Annotated in this window: 14 protein-coding genes; 5 read left to right on the top strand and 9 right to left on the bottom strand. The window is 45.5% G+C overall.

Annotated features, from left to right (window positions below):
* The first annotated feature begins 42 nt into the window (after window positions 1-42).
* Both BLW49_RS09250 and BLW49_RS09245 read left to right on the top strand, forming a co-directional pair.
* Window positions 43-921 (top strand): helix-turn-helix transcriptional regulator, encoded by an 879-nt coding sequence (locus tag BLW49_RS09250; RefSeq protein WP_090724212.1) that lies wholly within the window; start codon window positions 43-45, stop codon window positions 919-921.
* Between the two features lie 144 nt (window positions 922-1065).
* Window positions 1066-2100, top strand: coding sequence for a serine hydrolase domain-containing protein (locus BLW49_RS09245; RefSeq protein WP_256209678.1), 1035 nt, complete (start codon window positions 1066-1068; stop codon window positions 2098-2100).
* Between the two features lie 24 nt (window positions 2101-2124).
* Here the strand turns inward: BLW49_RS09245 and BLW49_RS09240 are convergent, their stop codons facing one another.
* The 5 genes from BLW49_RS09240 to BLW49_RS09220 all read right to left on the bottom strand — a co-directional run bounded on the left by BLW49_RS09240 (window position 2125) and on the right by BLW49_RS09220 (window position 7606).
* Complete coding sequence (locus BLW49_RS09240) at window positions 2125-3099, bottom strand: phosphotransferase (protein WP_090724211.1); 975 nt, start codon at window positions 3097-3099, stop codon at window positions 2125-2127.
* 212 nt (window positions 3100-3311) lie between these two features.
* Entirely contained in the window at window positions 3312-4190 is an 879-nt protein-coding gene (gene galU / locus BLW49_RS09235) for a UTP--glucose-1-phosphate uridylyltransferase GalU (protein ID WP_047910485.1), read from the bottom strand.
* Window positions 4187-6421, bottom strand: coding sequence for a bifunctional alpha,alpha-trehalose-phosphate synthase (UDP-forming)/trehalose-phosphatase (locus tag BLW49_RS09230; RefSeq protein ID WP_090724209.1), 2235 nt, complete (start codon window positions 6419-6421; stop codon window positions 4187-4189). The genes galU and BLW49_RS09230 overlap by 4 nt, the downstream gene beginning before the upstream one ends.
* A 269-nt stretch (window positions 6422-6690) precedes the next feature.
* Window positions 6691-6900 (bottom strand): hypothetical protein, encoded by a 210-nt coding sequence (locus tag BLW49_RS09225; protein WP_143042099.1) that lies wholly within the window; start codon window positions 6898-6900, stop codon window positions 6691-6693.
* Between the two features lie 88 nt (window positions 6901-6988).
* Window positions 6989-7606: a GntR family transcriptional regulator gene (locus tag BLW49_RS09220; RefSeq protein WP_090724206.1), complete on the bottom strand. Its 618-nt coding sequence runs from the start codon at window positions 7604-7606 to the stop codon at window positions 6989-6991.
* A gap of 280 nt (window positions 7607-7886) precedes the next feature.
* Here BLW49_RS09220 and garR point away from each other — a divergent pair, with 280 nt between their 5' ends.
* From garR to BLW49_RS09205, 3 genes are read left to right on the top strand one after another with little or no spacing between them, the layout of a single operon-like run.
* Window positions 7887-8780 (top strand): 2-hydroxy-3-oxopropionate reductase, encoded by an 894-nt coding sequence (gene garR / locus BLW49_RS09215; protein ID WP_090724205.1) that lies wholly within the window; start codon window positions 7887-7889, stop codon window positions 8778-8780.
* Window positions 8781-8810: 30 nt separating this feature from the next.
* Window positions 8811-10154 (top strand): GntP family permease, encoded by a 1344-nt coding sequence (locus tag BLW49_RS09210; protein ID WP_090724203.1) that lies wholly within the window; start codon window positions 8811-8813, stop codon window positions 10152-10154.
* Between the two features lie 41 nt (window positions 10155-10195).
* Window positions 10196-11638, top strand: coding sequence for a four-carbon acid sugar kinase family protein (locus tag BLW49_RS09205; protein WP_090724202.1), 1443 nt, complete (start codon window positions 10196-10198; stop codon window positions 11636-11638).
* A gap of 89 nt (window positions 11639-11727) precedes the next feature.
* On the opposite strand, the gene BLW49_RS09200 is transcribed toward BLW49_RS09205, so the two are convergent.
* From BLW49_RS09200 to BLW49_RS09185, 4 genes are all read right to left on the bottom strand, one after another.
* Window positions 11728-12012 (bottom strand): HPr family phosphocarrier protein, encoded by a 285-nt coding sequence (locus BLW49_RS09200; RefSeq protein ID WP_090724533.1) that lies wholly within the window; start codon window positions 12010-12012, stop codon window positions 11728-11730.
* A 193-nt stretch (window positions 12013-12205) separates the two neighbouring features.
* Window positions 12206-12730, bottom strand: coding sequence for a GrpB family protein (locus BLW49_RS09195; RefSeq protein WP_177178690.1), 525 nt, complete (start codon window positions 12728-12730; stop codon window positions 12206-12208).
* Between the two features lie 107 nt (window positions 12731-12837).
* The gene (locus tag BLW49_RS09190; RefSeq protein WP_177178689.1) at window positions 12838-13875 is read right to left on the bottom strand and encodes a serine hydrolase domain-containing protein; all 1038 of its coding nucleotides are present in this window, start codon (window positions 13873-13875) and stop codon (window positions 12838-12840) included.
* Between the two features lie 165 nt (window positions 13876-14040).
* The gene (locus tag BLW49_RS09185; protein WP_090724197.1) at window positions 14041-15276 is read right to left on the bottom strand and encodes an S-layer homology domain-containing protein; all 1236 of its coding nucleotides are present in this window, start codon (window positions 15274-15276) and stop codon (window positions 14041-14043) included.
* Between the last annotated feature and the right edge of the window lie 87 nt (window positions 15277-15363).

Below are 15363 nucleotides of genomic sequence, written 5' to 3'. Positions count from 1 at the left end.
CTTCACGCTTATATTCGGACCCAGTTAAAAGGAGGAGACATCATGAGCGATTCAACCTATCTGTCTTTTTTAGTACCTCCAATGCCCTACTTTATTGAGGGTAATATTACGAAATATTCGAAGGGGGATTTGCATCCAAACCGATTTAAGTTAGGGTATTTTGACGTCATTATTGTAAAGGAAGGCATGCTTCATATTGGTGAGGAAGATCAGGGGTGGAAGTTAAGAGCGAACTCCATTCTAATTCTGGAACCGGATAAACATCATTTTCCAATTGAGGCCTGTGAAGAGGACACCACATTTTATTGGTTCCATTTCCAAACAAACAGCACTTGGTGCAGTCAAGAGGAGCCTGATCGCATTACGCCCAAGTCGCCCGTTCCAACCTTACATTTTCATTCAGAACATACGACAATTCATCTGCCCAAATATCAGACTGCGATGAATCCTCATGAGCTGTTTGCTTCACTGGATTTATTATTATCCTCCACACTTAAGCCGAGGAAGCTCGCACTGTGGGAGTCCCAGCAGACCTTCGTCAAGATATTCCAAAGTCTCGAATATGATCAGTATTACAAGAACAGTCCTATTCAGCTGGCAGAGCAGATCGAAATTTATTTGAAGCAAAATTACAAGCACCCCATCACCAACGCGGATCTTTCAGATTATTTTCATGTACATGAGAATTACTTGGCCCGGTGTATGAAGTCTGCTTTTCATTGTACTCCCCTGGAGTATTTGATGTTGTATCGATTGGAGCAAGGAAGGATATTACTGCTTCAGACAGATTGGTCGATTCAGCGTATTACAGAGGAAACGGGATTCTCCCAGGTGAGTTACTTTACTCGATGCTTTAAGAAGAAGAATGGATTGTCGCCGCTAAGATACCGCAGACAATATTCTAAACCGATGATGTTGTAGAGCAAAATCAAACAGCCACTGTACGAATTAGCTGTCCTAGCATTAAGTCTTGTAAAAAACCATTATATTGATTTATCACCACTTTGGCGGCGATTACCATGCTAACATGGATGAGTACACTTACTTAGATTGGAGATCAATGATATGAATGATATGAACACGCTGCAGGAGCGAATTCAGAGACAAATGGAACAACTTCATTTTTCAGGAAGCATTTACGTAAAATCTAACAATTCCGATGTGCTTAAGCTCAGTCATGGCTACGCAAATCGTTCAGAGCAGATTCTAAACCAAGAGAATACTCGCTTCGGTATGGCTTCGGGTTGTAAGTTGTTCACTGCGATTGCCATCTGCCAGCTGGTTGAGCAGAAAAAGCTTACCTTCAACACAACGATTAATGAGTGTTTAGGCGCCTATTCCTTTCCTCACTTTGATCCGCATATAACCGTTCATCAGTTGCTGACGCATACTTCAGGTATCCCCGACTATTTTGATGAGGACACGATGGACGATTATGAAGAGTTATGGATTAATCGGCCCATGTATCATATTCGTCATCTGGAGGATTTCCTCCCCTTGTTCCAGAATGAGCCTATGAAGCATTCAGCCGGGAGCTCATTTCATTACAACAATGCTGGGTATATTTTGCTTGGACTCATTGTCGAGCAGATAAGCCAAATGGGTTTTCAGGAATACGTGGAAGCACATATTTTTGCCAAGGCAGGAATAATGGATTCGGGTTATTTTGAAATGGATAATTTGCCTGAACGGACAGCGCTTGGCTACATCCAGACGGAAAATGGCTATCGTACTAACATCTATTCGCTTCCGGCAAGAGGAGGGTCTGATGGAGGTGCCTATGTAACAGTGGGTGACATGATGAAGCTGTGGGAAACCATGTGCAGCGGGCAGCTCATTCGTGCAGAAATGACAGAGCTGCTGCTGACACCGCATGCCAAGGTGGATGATCATACAAGTTATGGATACGGGGTATGGATGACGAAGCATTCAGCTTCCGATCAGATTGAGAAATACATACTTATGGGCTATGATCCCGGAATTAACTTCCGTGCGTTGTTCTATCCTGATGCGTCGCTGCATGTTGTCGTGTGCTCGAATCAATCAGACAGCGCTTATGAGATCATCCGGGAGATTGAGCAAGATTTTTTTAAAGCATAGGTCATACTGTCACTATCCTTTAAACTAGGCATGATCCACCAATAATATGTACAGCAGCTCCCTGATCGACAGCAATGTCTCCTCCCGCTGTGTGACTAGCTTGTCTTGGGGCCAGATGGACGTTGGATCCTGTATGTCCCGGTCAATCAAAAGTAACATCCATAGGGAGAAGGCGACTGAGAACAGTTGATACTCCCTTTTGAACAACTCTTCCTCGTAGTCGTTACCGAGCTGCTTGGAGTACAGAAGATAAGTATCCAGCACCTTGCTGCGTATCTGGTTGTTATGAGTTCTTGGAAACAGCGGATGTGATATGTCCAGCAGATGGTATAAGTCCCACATAGGTGTATTACGATGATTATGCTCCCAATCCAGCACAATGACCCTTCCGGAAGACGTCCTTCCATAGTTGCCGGGATGCAGATCGCCGTGCGAGTAGACCTCTGTTTGGAGGAGCTGAAATGTCTCCAGCAATTGATAAAATGTATGTACCTCATTCCCATTGAAGCCTAGTGAAGCAAACACATTGCCAATCCTGGTCTGCTGGGCCAAGAGATCCGATACTACTTGCTTAAGCCGCGGCTTCTGACCCGCATGTAGCAGCTCCGGATACGAATCTAGCGGAACTGCATGCCATATCGCCATCCATTCGGCAATTTGGATCAGTACCTCTTCCTCTGCTTCGTGACTAATGGTGCCTACATCTTCAAAAAGAAGCCAAGGTCTCTCCTCTCCCTCCTGATCCGATTGAGCAATTAGTCGAGGATAGATGACAGGAAGCTGTGTCAGTACTTTGGCATAGGCCCAGCTTTCACCTGTAAGAACCGTCTCGTCTGGAAGGTATTTTAAAATATAACTGACTGTATCATCCCCTGTCAGACGCTCTACTTGTCGTCCTTCCAGCCCGACATGCAGCACTGCACGGTTACGGACAATGAACCCCTGATCAAGCATCCCTTTAGGGAGGGGCCTATCCCCGGATTGTAATGTTCCGTTCAATCTCAAGCATCTCCCTTTTGTTAACAGAAGTTTAAATTAGCATTAAGTGAATCATTCTCATAATGCCTTTAGCTGCAAGTATACTCTAATTGGACAGGAAAAAGTAACGCCTCATTGCTCAGTCTCTGCTTCCTGCCGTTAAAGGGCAATGAAACAGTACTGCAGCAATGAGGCGTATGCATCGTTACTCTTGATTAGCGCAGGGCAATCCCTTAAACCAATTCACGCTGCTCAAGCACCTTCTTCAAATAAACCGCGAGGTCATCCTTCAATTCTTCATTCTGCATGGCATAATGAATGGTCGTTTGAATGAAGCCCAGCTTCTCGCCTACATCGTGACGAGTACCATCGAAGTGATACGCGATCAGATCCTCTTCAAGTCCTAATTTAGCGAGCGCATCGGTCAGCTGGATCTCCCCGCCAACCCCGGCTGGAGTTTCACCCAGAATATCGAAAATACGAGGCGTCAAAATATAACGGCCGAGAATGGCCAGATTGGACGGTGCATCCTCACGCTTCGGTTTCTCTACAAAACGATTCGCCTTGTATACTCGCTCTGACAGTTCTTCACCATCGACGAGACCATATCGCGAGACCTGCTCCCAAGGCACCGGCTGTACGCCGACAATGGAAGATTCATGCTTCTCGTATATGTCCATCATCTGCTTGAGACATGGCACCTTGGACTCTACAATGTCGTCCCCAAGCATTACGGCAAAGGGTTCATTGCCGACAAATTTACGGGCACACCATATCGCATGACCGAGTCCAAGTGGTTCACCTTGGCGGATGTAGTGAATGTCTGCCATTTCAGACGATTTGCGCACTTCATCCAGCAGTTTCCATTTATGCTGCTCAGCCAGATTATACTCTAGCTCAAACGAATTGTCGAAATGATCTTCAATGGCCCGTTTGCTCTTTCCTGTTACAATGATAATATCCTCAATACCGGAAGCAACAGCTTCCTCTACAATATATTGAATCGTCGGTTTATCGACAATCGGGAGCATTTCCTTGGGCATTGCTTTTGTTGCCGGCAGGAAGCGAGTTCCCATACCTGCTGCCGGTATAATCGCTTTACGAATTTTCATGTTGTTCTCCTCCTCATTGCTGCTGTTGTGGATGCGGGCTTAGCTGTGTCACTTAGTTCCTCAAGCTTTTTAAGCAGTGTTCTGAATTCCTTGTTGGTCTTCAGCTGATATTTGGCATTTGTGTTCCCGGAGCCAATCTTAATAGAGAATGCTTCTTCGGGAAGTGCATTAAACATATCTTCATCTGTATAATCATCACCCGCACCAATAATAAAATCAAAGGCCTCTGCCCGTGTCAGCAAATGAACCCCATGTCCCTTATTGATTCGGCTGTCCTTCACCTCGAGCACTTTATTTCCTTCAAGTACACCAAGGCTCATGGACTGCGTAATGGATATCAATGCTTCTCTAAGCTCATCCCGCTTGAGTGCGATGACATCAGGCTCACACTGCCTATAGTGCCAAGCCAGGGAATATTCCTTCTCCTCAATTAACGAGCCTGGCATCCGATCTGTATACATTTCGAGAATGTGGCGAATTTTATCCTTCCAATCATTATCGACATTAATGGTCTTGATCCATTCCCCTCCAGCTTGCTTAAACCACAATCCATGGGAGGCGATCAAATGGAGATTCAGATCTCCAAGCCATTTTTCGATAACGCCGCGATCTCTGCCGGTAATAATAACGACGGTATTCTTCGGATCCTGTGATAAACCAGCCAGCAGCTGCCTTAGCTCCTCATCCGGCTTGGCTTGATCCGGCGTCGGCTTGAAGCCGACAAGCGTTCCATCATAATCCAGAAGGATCAGGCGCCGCTCTGCATCCGTATAGGCAGTTTTTATCACCGAAGAATCAGAGACATCGACCAAAGGCTTCGTTTGCAGGACCCCTGTTTCGCTATTCCCCAGAGCTGTAATAAATTCATCTGCCCAGAAGTTAATATTGTATCTGGATAGACGATGATGCATCATTTTATTACGCTCAATCTTCTCATGATCCGGCATATCAAGCGCGGTCTTAAGTCCTTCTGCAATGGCACCGTGATCATTCGCATTGACGATAACCGCTTCGCCCAGCTCACTCGCCGCGCCCGCTGTTTCACTCATCACCAGCATGCCCTTGTAATCATTTCGGGAAGCAATATATTCCTTCGCTACCAGGTTCATACCGTCTCGAAGCGGAGTGACCAGAAGCACATCACTATGGCGATAGAAGGCGATCAGATCGTCCTGGCTGAACGTGCGGAAGAAGAACCATATCGGCATCCAGTTGACCGTACCGAACTGACCGTTGACTTCACTGACGAGCACTTCGATATGTTTTTTTAACGTGTCATAGGTTTCCACTTCCACTCGTGACGGTGCAACAATCAGATTCAGACGAACCTTCTCGTGATATTCCGGATATTTCGTCAAGAACCGCTTAAAGGCTTTGATTCGGTCAGGAATGCCCTTGGTATAATCCAGCCGGTCAATAGACAAGATGTTCTGGATGGTGCGTGTGCTTTCTACAAAATCCTGCAGCTCGCTCGACAATTCCACTGTGTCCGTATTGGAGAAATATTCATAATCAATACCCATTGGGAAAGCTTCAACCTGCACGGTATGTGTCTCGTAGCTGAGCTTGTTCAAGCTGTGTTCCACCCCGAGTATTCTGCGTACGGTACTGAGGAAGTGCCGGACATAATCGTAAGTATGGAAGCCGATCAAATTAGCCCCAAGCAATCCCTGAAGTATCTCTTTGCGCCAGATCAATAGTCTGAATATTTCGAAAGAAGGGAAAGGTATGTGGAGGAAAAAGCCGATTTTGGCATTCGGGTATTTCTCTCGAATCATTTGCGGCAGCAGCATCAGCTGATAATCATGCACCCATATCGTATCATCAGGCTCAATGACTTCATCCAGTACGTCAAAAAACTTCTGATTAACTCGCTTATAGGCATCCCAAGTATCTATGCTGTATTCCGTATTGCTCGTGAAGTAATGAAACAAAGGCCAGATCGTTTCGTTACAGAAGCCATGATAATATTGATCGATCTCTTCCTCAGATAGAAAAATAGGAACACAGTTGTATTGCTCTGACAGTTCGGTGTTAATGGATGCTTGATCCACATCAGACAGCTCATTGCTGGAGATTCCCGGCCATCCGGCCCAAACGCTGTTTCCTTGCTCATGGTAGCTCTTTAGTCCCGTTGCCAGACCACCAATACTCTTACTATAGGTGAGTTCGGACTCGTTCTTCTTGACAGTAACAGGCAGACGATTTGATACAAAAATAAGTTTACTCAATGTGGATCCCCTTTCCAGTAAAAGTCTCTCTATTTTCTAGATTATATATTTTGATTTTGCTTGAAATTGCGCTCTTCCAAGCAAGTTACCTGTAACTTTCATACCCGCTTTCAACAAAAATGACTCAAGCGTAAGGAATGAACATGATTGTGGCGGTCTTTTTCCGAACCATAGACAAGTGCTTAATTAGGGCAGCGAGCACAGCAAAAAGACCTGGAAATCGTGTTTCCAGGTCATTTTCTTTGTATGATATAAAAACCGATATGAAGCTAATGCTCCGCTTCCAATCCTTGTACTCTGCTAAAGCAATCAATCAACGTTTCCAGCGCCTCGAGCTCATCCTTCCCTCTCGTAGACAAGCGAATCCTCGTCCCCGCGTGAATGGGCTGCAGGATGACAAAGCTTGATGCCAGATTCGAAATTTGAATGAGTTCCTGCTGGTCATAATCAGACTGCACGATGAATTCATGTACCCTCACATCCATCACCCTTCGTCTGTCTTTTAATAATAGCTTTATGTGCTCATGTTCTGAGCATCGTGATGTTAATATGTGGATAGCAGCTTCTTCAATCTTTGCTTAAATGCAGATAGAAATTAAGATCAGACTCAAGATGAATCTTCATCAGCCGCTCGGCCTCTTCCCCATTATGTGCCTTAATGGCATCCAGAATTTGCTGGTGCTCCTCGATCAAAAAAGGACGCTTGTAGTGGACGACTGCTTTGCGGAATAAGTAAATGATGGACTGCATGCGTTCAATAATGTTAACCAGCTCAGGGTTGCGGCTTGCCTTGACAATGATATCATGGAACAGCTTGTTCGCTTCCATCGTCTCCTCCACCTTACCGTGCTGTGCCATATCAATACAATGCTGAAGTTGATTCTGGGAAGCCTCGTCCATATATATCGCTGCACATCGAGCTGAATATCCCTCAAGCAGGATCCGCACTTCAAAAATATGCCGCAGGTCCTCATCCGTCGGACTAACGACTCGCTTGCGTTTAATCAGTCCCTCTTGCTCCAGCTTCCGAATGGATTCTCTGACCGGCGTACGGCTGACTCCCATCTCTTCTGCCAGTCTCTCCTCCACGAGCTTTGTACCAGCAGGCAGATCCCCGTTTAAGATTTTGTCTCTAATTTGCTCATAGCAATGGAGGTACGCCGCTTGTAAACCTTGCTTTGCCATATGTTGTTCTCATCCTTTTCATCCTCTTAAAACCCTCTATAAATGGGAATCTGACCTTCATTATAGGGGAAAATCCGTTCTAATAAAAGCAAAATCACCAAAATAAAGCAGAAGGTCAATGATGTTTTGTATTCATTTTAATTATTTTTGTATACAATTTTTTATTTAATGTGTACAAATTTGAACTTTTTGTGTACAATACATTTGAAATAACGAAATCTTAAGACCAAAACAAAATTACACAATGATGGTCAAATGATCATACAAGGAGGATTTCATCATGAGAATTGGCTTCATAGGACTAGGAATTATGGGTAAGCCGATGGCAGCGAATCTCTTAAAGAAGGGATACAGCATAATCGTCAATGACTTAAACCGTTCGGCTGTGGAAGAGTTGAAGGCACTTGGGGCAGACACGGGCGACACTCCTAAGCAGGTTGCAATTGAAAGCGATATCATCATCACCATGCTTCCTAACAATGCGATTGTTAAAAGTGTTATTTTGGGTGAAGAAGGCATCATCCATGGAGCGAAGGAAGGCTCGATCGTCGTTGATATGAGCTCCATTTCACCGGTTGCGGCAACTGAAATTGCCGAGGCTTTGAAGAAGCAAGGGATCGAAATGCTGGATGCACCTGTCAGCGGTGGAGAACCTAAAGCGATCGACGGAACCCTGTCTGTTATGGCGGGTGGAAATGAAAACGCATTTAATCAAGTTAAGCCCATTCTGGGTTGCATGGGTAAGGATATTACCTGGGTTGGTCCGAGCGGCAGTGGAGCAACAGCCAAGCTGGCGAATCAAATTATGGTAAACGTAAACATCGCCGCGATGTCAGAGGCTCTAGTACTGGCAGCCAAGGCCGGGATTGACATCGAGAAAATGTATCACGCCATTCGCGGCGGACTGGCTGGAAGCGCTGTATTGGATGCCAAGCTTCCCATGATTATCGAACGCAACTTCAAAGCCGGAGGACGTGTCGACATTAATTTGAAGGATCTGACCAATGTCATGGAGACAGCAGATGCATATGAGATGTCACTCCCTCTTACTGAACACGTGAAGCATATATTCGAGTCCCTGAAAAATGAAGGAAAACAAGCTGATGATCATGGGGGCATTGTGCAATATTATGAGAAGCTGGCTGGTATAGAAGTCCGCAAAGCGCAGCAATAATCCTAATCTTCTAGTAAAGGTGGAAACAACATGTTGACAGGACCAATGCTGATCGTCGTTTTTCTGATTGCATTAGTATTTCTGTTTCTTCTAATTATCAAGTGGAAGGTTGAGCCGTTCCTGGCTCTCGCCTTCACTGCATTTGCCACAGCGATTGCCATTGGCATCCCTATGAAGGAGATTCCCGGCGTTGTTACCTCCGGCTTCGGAAGCACACTGACCGGGGTCGGTATATTAATCGGTCTTGGTGTGATTTTCGGTCAATTTCTGGGGGCATCCGGTGCCGTTGAGAAAATTGCCAGCTCCATGCTGAAAATATTCGGCATCAAAAAATCGCCGGCAGGACTGGCACTGTCCGGTACCGTGGTGTCGATTCCCGTCTATTTTGACGCTGCATTTGTCATTTTGAGCGGACTGCTTAAGAGTCTTGCTTCACGAACAGGTATCTCAATCGTTACCTTTGTAACCGCTCTCGGAGTCGGACTAATTACCGCGCATAATATGATTGCGCCAACGCCAGGTCCGATGGTTGTTGCTGAGAATACAGGCTCGGATTTAGGACTATTTATTCTGTACGGCATTATCGTAGCGATTCCGGCTACTCTTGTTGGGGGATACATCTATGGATTGTTCATAGGAAAGCGAATCAAGACGGAAGATGAAGTTGAATCCGTTGAGGAAGAAGTTAAACAACTGCCGCGTAAGGAAATCAGCACTGCGATGTCCTTCGGCATGCTCTCCCTTCCGATCATCCTGATCCTTGCCAACACAATTTCACAGATGCTGTTTCCTGGGACATTCATTGAAACATTGTTCGGATTTCTGGGAGACAAGAACGTTGCCTTGCTGATCAGTGTATTAGCTGCTATTGTCCTGCTTCGCCCTTATATTGCAGAAGATTCAGGCAAATTGTACACCGAAGCCATCGCAACGGGCGGTATGATCATTCTGATTACCGGTGCCGGCGGCGCGTTCGGTGCTGTCATTAATCACAGCGGAATTGGTGACTATCTGATTACGACGATGCAGAGCTGGAGCATACCTGTGCTGCTGCTGGCATTCATATTCACACAAATTCTGAGAGCATCCTTAGGTTCTTCAACTGTTGCCCTTGTTACTACATCAAGCATTATGGGACCGCTCGTTGCGGATCTTGGTGTATCTCCGATCCTGCTTGGACTGGCCATCTGTGCCGGGGGTATCGGCTTGTCCCTTCCGAATGATTCCGGATTCTGGGTTGTTAACCGGTTTGGTAAGCTGACGGTTACCCAGACTCTGAAGGTATGGACACTGGGTGGATTTATCGCAGGATTGACAGCGCTTGCGACAGTCTATGTATTAAGCTTGTTCAGCGGAATTCTGCCGGGAATTTAATCAATACCATAATTACAATATATAGATAAGGTGTGGATACGATGAGTGGAACTACAGAGAAACGAGATGCTGCGAAAATATTAGACCAGCTCCCTTCACTAGATCATGAGATGGTGCAGCAGCTTCTGTCCATAGAAATTAAGGAGCTGGGCCGAAAAATTATCGTTTTGGATGATGATCCGACAGGAGTGCAGACCGTACACGGCATATCTGTATACACGGACTGGTCTTTGTCCACCATGCTGAGTGGTTTTCGCGAGGAGCAGTCCATGTTCTTCATCCTGACGAATTCCCGTGCCATGGTGGCCACTGAATCAGAAGAGGCTCACAAGGAAATTGCCCGCAATGCCGTTGCGGCTTCTAAAGAGCTTAACAAGCCTTTTCTCATCATCAGCCGAGGTGATTCCACATTACGGGGCCATTATCCGCTGGAAACAGATACACTGAAGGATACGATTCAAGCAGAGTCAGGCTCCACATTTGATGGGGAAGTTATTCTTCCTTATTTCAAGGCAGGGGGACGTTATACGATCGACAACGTTCACTATGTACAGTATGGTGAGAAGCTAGTTCCTGCTGGCGAAACTGAATTTGCCAAGGATCGAACCTTTGGTTATACCAGCTCCCATCTGGGGGATTGGGTTGAGGAGAAATCTGAGGGTGCTTATCTGGCCAAGAACACCACTTACATTGCTCTAGATACACTTCGCTCTATGGATATTGATACGATTGTAGAGCAGCTTATGCAGGTCCAGCACTTTAACAAAGTTGTGGTTAACGCCGTTGACGATGTAGATGTGAAGGTCTTTACAATAGCGCTGATCCGTGCCATCCGCAGCGGGAAAAATTTCATGTTCCGTACAGCAGCCTCCTTCACCAAGGTCATTGGAGGAATCAGCGACAAGCCGCTGCTAAGCAGGGAAGAGCTAATCCCCTCCCCTTCTAATGAAGGCGGGCTGATTCTGGTCGGTTCACATGTTCAAAAGACGACAGAACAGCTTGAACAACTAAAAACAATGGCGGATATCGCATTTATCGAATTTGATGTACATCTCGTTACCGATGACACCGCATTTGCAGCTGAAACAAAACGGGTCATCTTGGAAGCCGAGCAAGCCATTGCATCAGGCAAGACCTGTACCGTATATACTCGCCGTGAACGGCTGGATCTCGGTGAAGGCTTGAAGAATGAGGAATTGAAGCAGTCTGTAAAAATATCCGATGCCGTAACAAGTATCGTCCAGCAGCTCAAGGTGCGTCCGCGCTTTATCGTAGCCAAGGGCGGTATTACTTCGAGCGATATCGGGACCAAGGGACTCGAGGTGCGGCGTGCTACCGTTGCTGGTCAGATCAAACCCGGCGTTCCGGTGTGGATTACAGGTGAAGAGAGCAAGTTCCCTCACATTCCTTATATCATCTTCCCTGGTAATGTCGGGGATAAAGACACACTCAAAGATACGGTCGTGGAGTTGTTAGAGCAATAATAGATCAAGAGTATTATCACGTATTCAATAAAAAAAGGGCTGACGGATATCCGTCAGCCCTTTTTATGTTATATAAATCCAATATGAAGCTAATGCTCCGCTTCCAATCCTTGTACTCTGCTAAAGCAATCAATCAACGTTTCCAGCGCCTCGAGCTCATCCTTCCCTCTCGTAGACAAGCGAATCCTCGTCCCCGCGTGAATGGGCTGCAGGATCATACCAAGCAGACTCTTCACATCTATCACATGCTCGTTGTCATTAGGGTCTGTGTACGTGATGATAATTTGTGAGATAAAGCTTGATGCCAGATTCGAAATTTGAATGAGTTCCTGCTGGTCATAATCAGATTGCACGATGAATTCATGTACCCTCACATCCATCACCCTTCGTCTGTCTTTTATGTCTATAGCTTTATGCAGATACAAATGATTTGGTGATACAGGCTTACAGAGCCTCTATTCATTCATAAGCGCTTCACAATTATGAAGCGTATTCAAAATGATTATAAGCTATATTCTAATCGAAACTAACCATTTGGTAAACGGTTACATTTTATACCCTATCCGATTAAGATTTTTGTCCCTCGTACCAAGTAAGAGCTTTTGCTTCAATTTCTTTGACCAATGCATCCTTCCCATAGGAATAGGACTGTATGTCGTTAGGAAATTTTTGTGCTAATTCCGTTTTTAATGAAGCATATTTCGCAGCATCTTCTGGATGTGTTCTCAAGTAATCCCGAAATGCGAGGTGACGAGCTACATTGACATCACCGGCTTCAAAAATATGAATTTGGTGCGTACGATCATCCCCACCTTTTCTAAAGTATCTTCGACCTGGCATTCCGAACTCGCCCATACATTCATAGCCTAGCCGCTCCATCTGTGGATTATATGTATCGACAAGATCAATTCGGTGCACGACAGGCATGATATCGATAATTGGTTTGGCACGTAATCCAGGAACTGAGGTACTGCCTATATGATGGATGTCTACCTGTTGATCACCCAATATGACCTTCAGATTCTTTGCTTCTACTTCAAAAAGTTCAATCCAATACTCGTTATAATTGACGACATTTACTTTCACAATCATTCCCCCTTATTACTAGATTAGGATAGAACAAAGCAGTCCACAACGGACTGCTTTGGTTTAACTCTAGCTTCTTTATAACATCATAACTTCATAATAAAGTAAACTTTCTATGAAAGACAAGAAGCAAACACATTATGCACATGAATATTGTCCACCGTTTTGGCCAGCTGCGCCGTCATCAGCACAAATGCATATCCTTGCTTCGGATACATCCAGACCATACAGCCGCCTATGCCGTTATGACCAAAAATATCTCGTTCGATGTACCCTTTGTGACGTACCGGCATTTTCCATACAAATCCGTAATCCGATTCGACCTCGTCAATATGAAGCGTCTGCGGTGTAACCATCTGCCTGAATGTCAGCGGCTGTAGAAGACGCTTGTCTTCCGCATACTTCGTTTCATTCAGCATGGCTTTCGCGAAGATCATCAGATCATCCGCTGTACTAATCAAGCCGCCAAAGGGCAGCTTAGCACTCATCAGCTGGTCCATTCGCCCCGCTATCGCTTCAAAGCTTCCTATAGGTGCCATCCGGGACTGATCTGCCCCTGGTTCACCAAAGCTGGTATCCTTCATGCCCAGCGGATCAAAAATATGTGTCTTCAGATAGTCTTCATAGGTCATACCGCTGACACGCTCGATGATCTCCGCAAGCACGGTAAATGCAATATTGTTGTAGCTTACTGCCGTACCGGGAGCAGCTGTCAAGGTACTGGATACGAGAGAAGTAAAGATCTTGGCATGATTCATACCGTCTGCTTCGAGCTTGCCTTGTGCCCACCTTGCCATATAGGACTCATCCAGCCCTGACGTATGGGTCAGCAAATGCCATAGGGCAAGCTTGTCTTTCCCCTGCTCACCGAACTCAGGGAGCAGCTCAGATATAAGCTGGGAGGGATGAAGTAAACCCTGCTCCCATAATTGCATAATAGCTAATCCAAACATAGGCTTCGTAATGGAGAATACCGGATAAGTGCTTGTACCGTCTATATTTCTTCCATGATCATGCATGCCATAAGACCGTAGATCAATGGAATACTCTTTATCTGTGATGCCAAGTACAGCAGATGGCCATGCTCCAGCCTGCACTTTCTGTTCGATGTAACGATACATGGGTTCAAATTGACTTAATTGCTGGCTCACTCCTGATACCTCCATCTAAATATGTAAATTTGGGGCTGATTTTGCCGTGCTTACTACTAGCCCATCACATATCGTAACACGGAAATTTATTGGTTACAAAAAAACGTCTGCTCCTGAGCAAAAGGAAGCAGACGATGATCCTATGAAACTTCGGGAGCAGAACCTTTAGTAGGTCCACTCCTGAATTCGATTCAGCATGACGCTGACCTCAGCACGATTCGCCATATCATTTGGTGCGAATTTAGACTGAGATTTGCCTTGAATCAACTGGTTATTGTACAGATAAGAGATGGCCGATTGGGCCCAGTGATTCTGAATGTCAGTAAATGGTGCCGCTTTAACGGTCGACTCACTTGTCCCTGTCGTGAGATGCCTGGATAGGATCGCAGCTAATTCTGCTCTTGTAATGGGAGCGTTCGGCTTGAACGTCAGCGCCCCGCTCTTATCCTTGGAACCTTGAATCAGACCGTAACTCGCAGCGGTTTCCACATAATCATAATACCAATCGGTCGTTTGGATATCCGAGAATGAGGGTGCCATCGTCTGAGCCATATCAAGCTGAAGTGCAGTTACAACCGCTTTGGCGAATTCAGCTCTAGTCATATTACGGAGCGGTTCAAAGTTGCCTTCGTTCGTACCGACAAGCACTTCACTTGTAGCTAGACGAATGATGGCGTTCTCCGCCCATTTGACTTTGGTTAATGCCGACTGATCTTTAAACCCGGAGATGATTTCTTTACTTGTCGGCAGGCTTACTTTTTTCTCAGCCTGATCCCCCACAGTCTCAACGACTTCATTTACTTTACCTGTTCCCGATCCGTTTCCTGAGATTGTAATTGTAGGATGGTTCACACGATGTATGATGTTGATGCCAGGATTATTCGGCTGAATAATGATGGATTTGGACTGGGTTAACTTGGCTGATCCCGCCTTCAATGCACGAAACTTCACCGTTCCTACTTTTCCATAGCCCGTAAACAGCTTCGCATTCTTTGATGTAATGGCCTCGGCAATTTGTACGGTACCTGACGCATTCACTTTATTAAGCAGGCTCATCGGATTACTTGTCTTCTTAAAAACGCTTGGCGTAAGCTTGTTCTCTCCTTCGACAGGCGCAAGCAGTGCTTTATCAAAATTCAAGTGAACCTCATAGCCCTGTACTTTGCTGTAGTCTCCCGTAAAACCCTGCAGCCAAATTGCAACTTCAACAATATCTCCTGTCTTGACATGGTATGAAGAGGGCACGAGACGAACTATCGGAAGATCGGATTGGCTGTTCGAGGCTGAAGTAACGGCTGTGGATTCTGCAGCGAGCATGGCAGCAGGATACGAGCTAAGGATCAGACCACTCGCCAGTAGAATCGTTGCTAACTTCTTTGATAACGGAGTTTTCATCATCATGAGTGCAGCTCCTGTCTTCTTGTTATGTAAGGAGAGAGGACTAATAGTCCTCCCTCCAGCTTACTGTTTCTTTCGAAATTTACATAT

Origin of the sequence: Paenibacillus sp. PDC88 (genome assembly GCF_900106725.1) — a bacterium.
In the GTDB taxonomy this organism is placed as follows: Bacteria; Bacillota; Bacilli; order Paenibacillales; family Paenibacillaceae; genus Paenibacillus; species Paenibacillus shunpengii.
The sequence above is the reverse complement of the archived record's forward strand: the minus strand, read 5'-3'. Positions and strand labels throughout refer to the sequence as shown.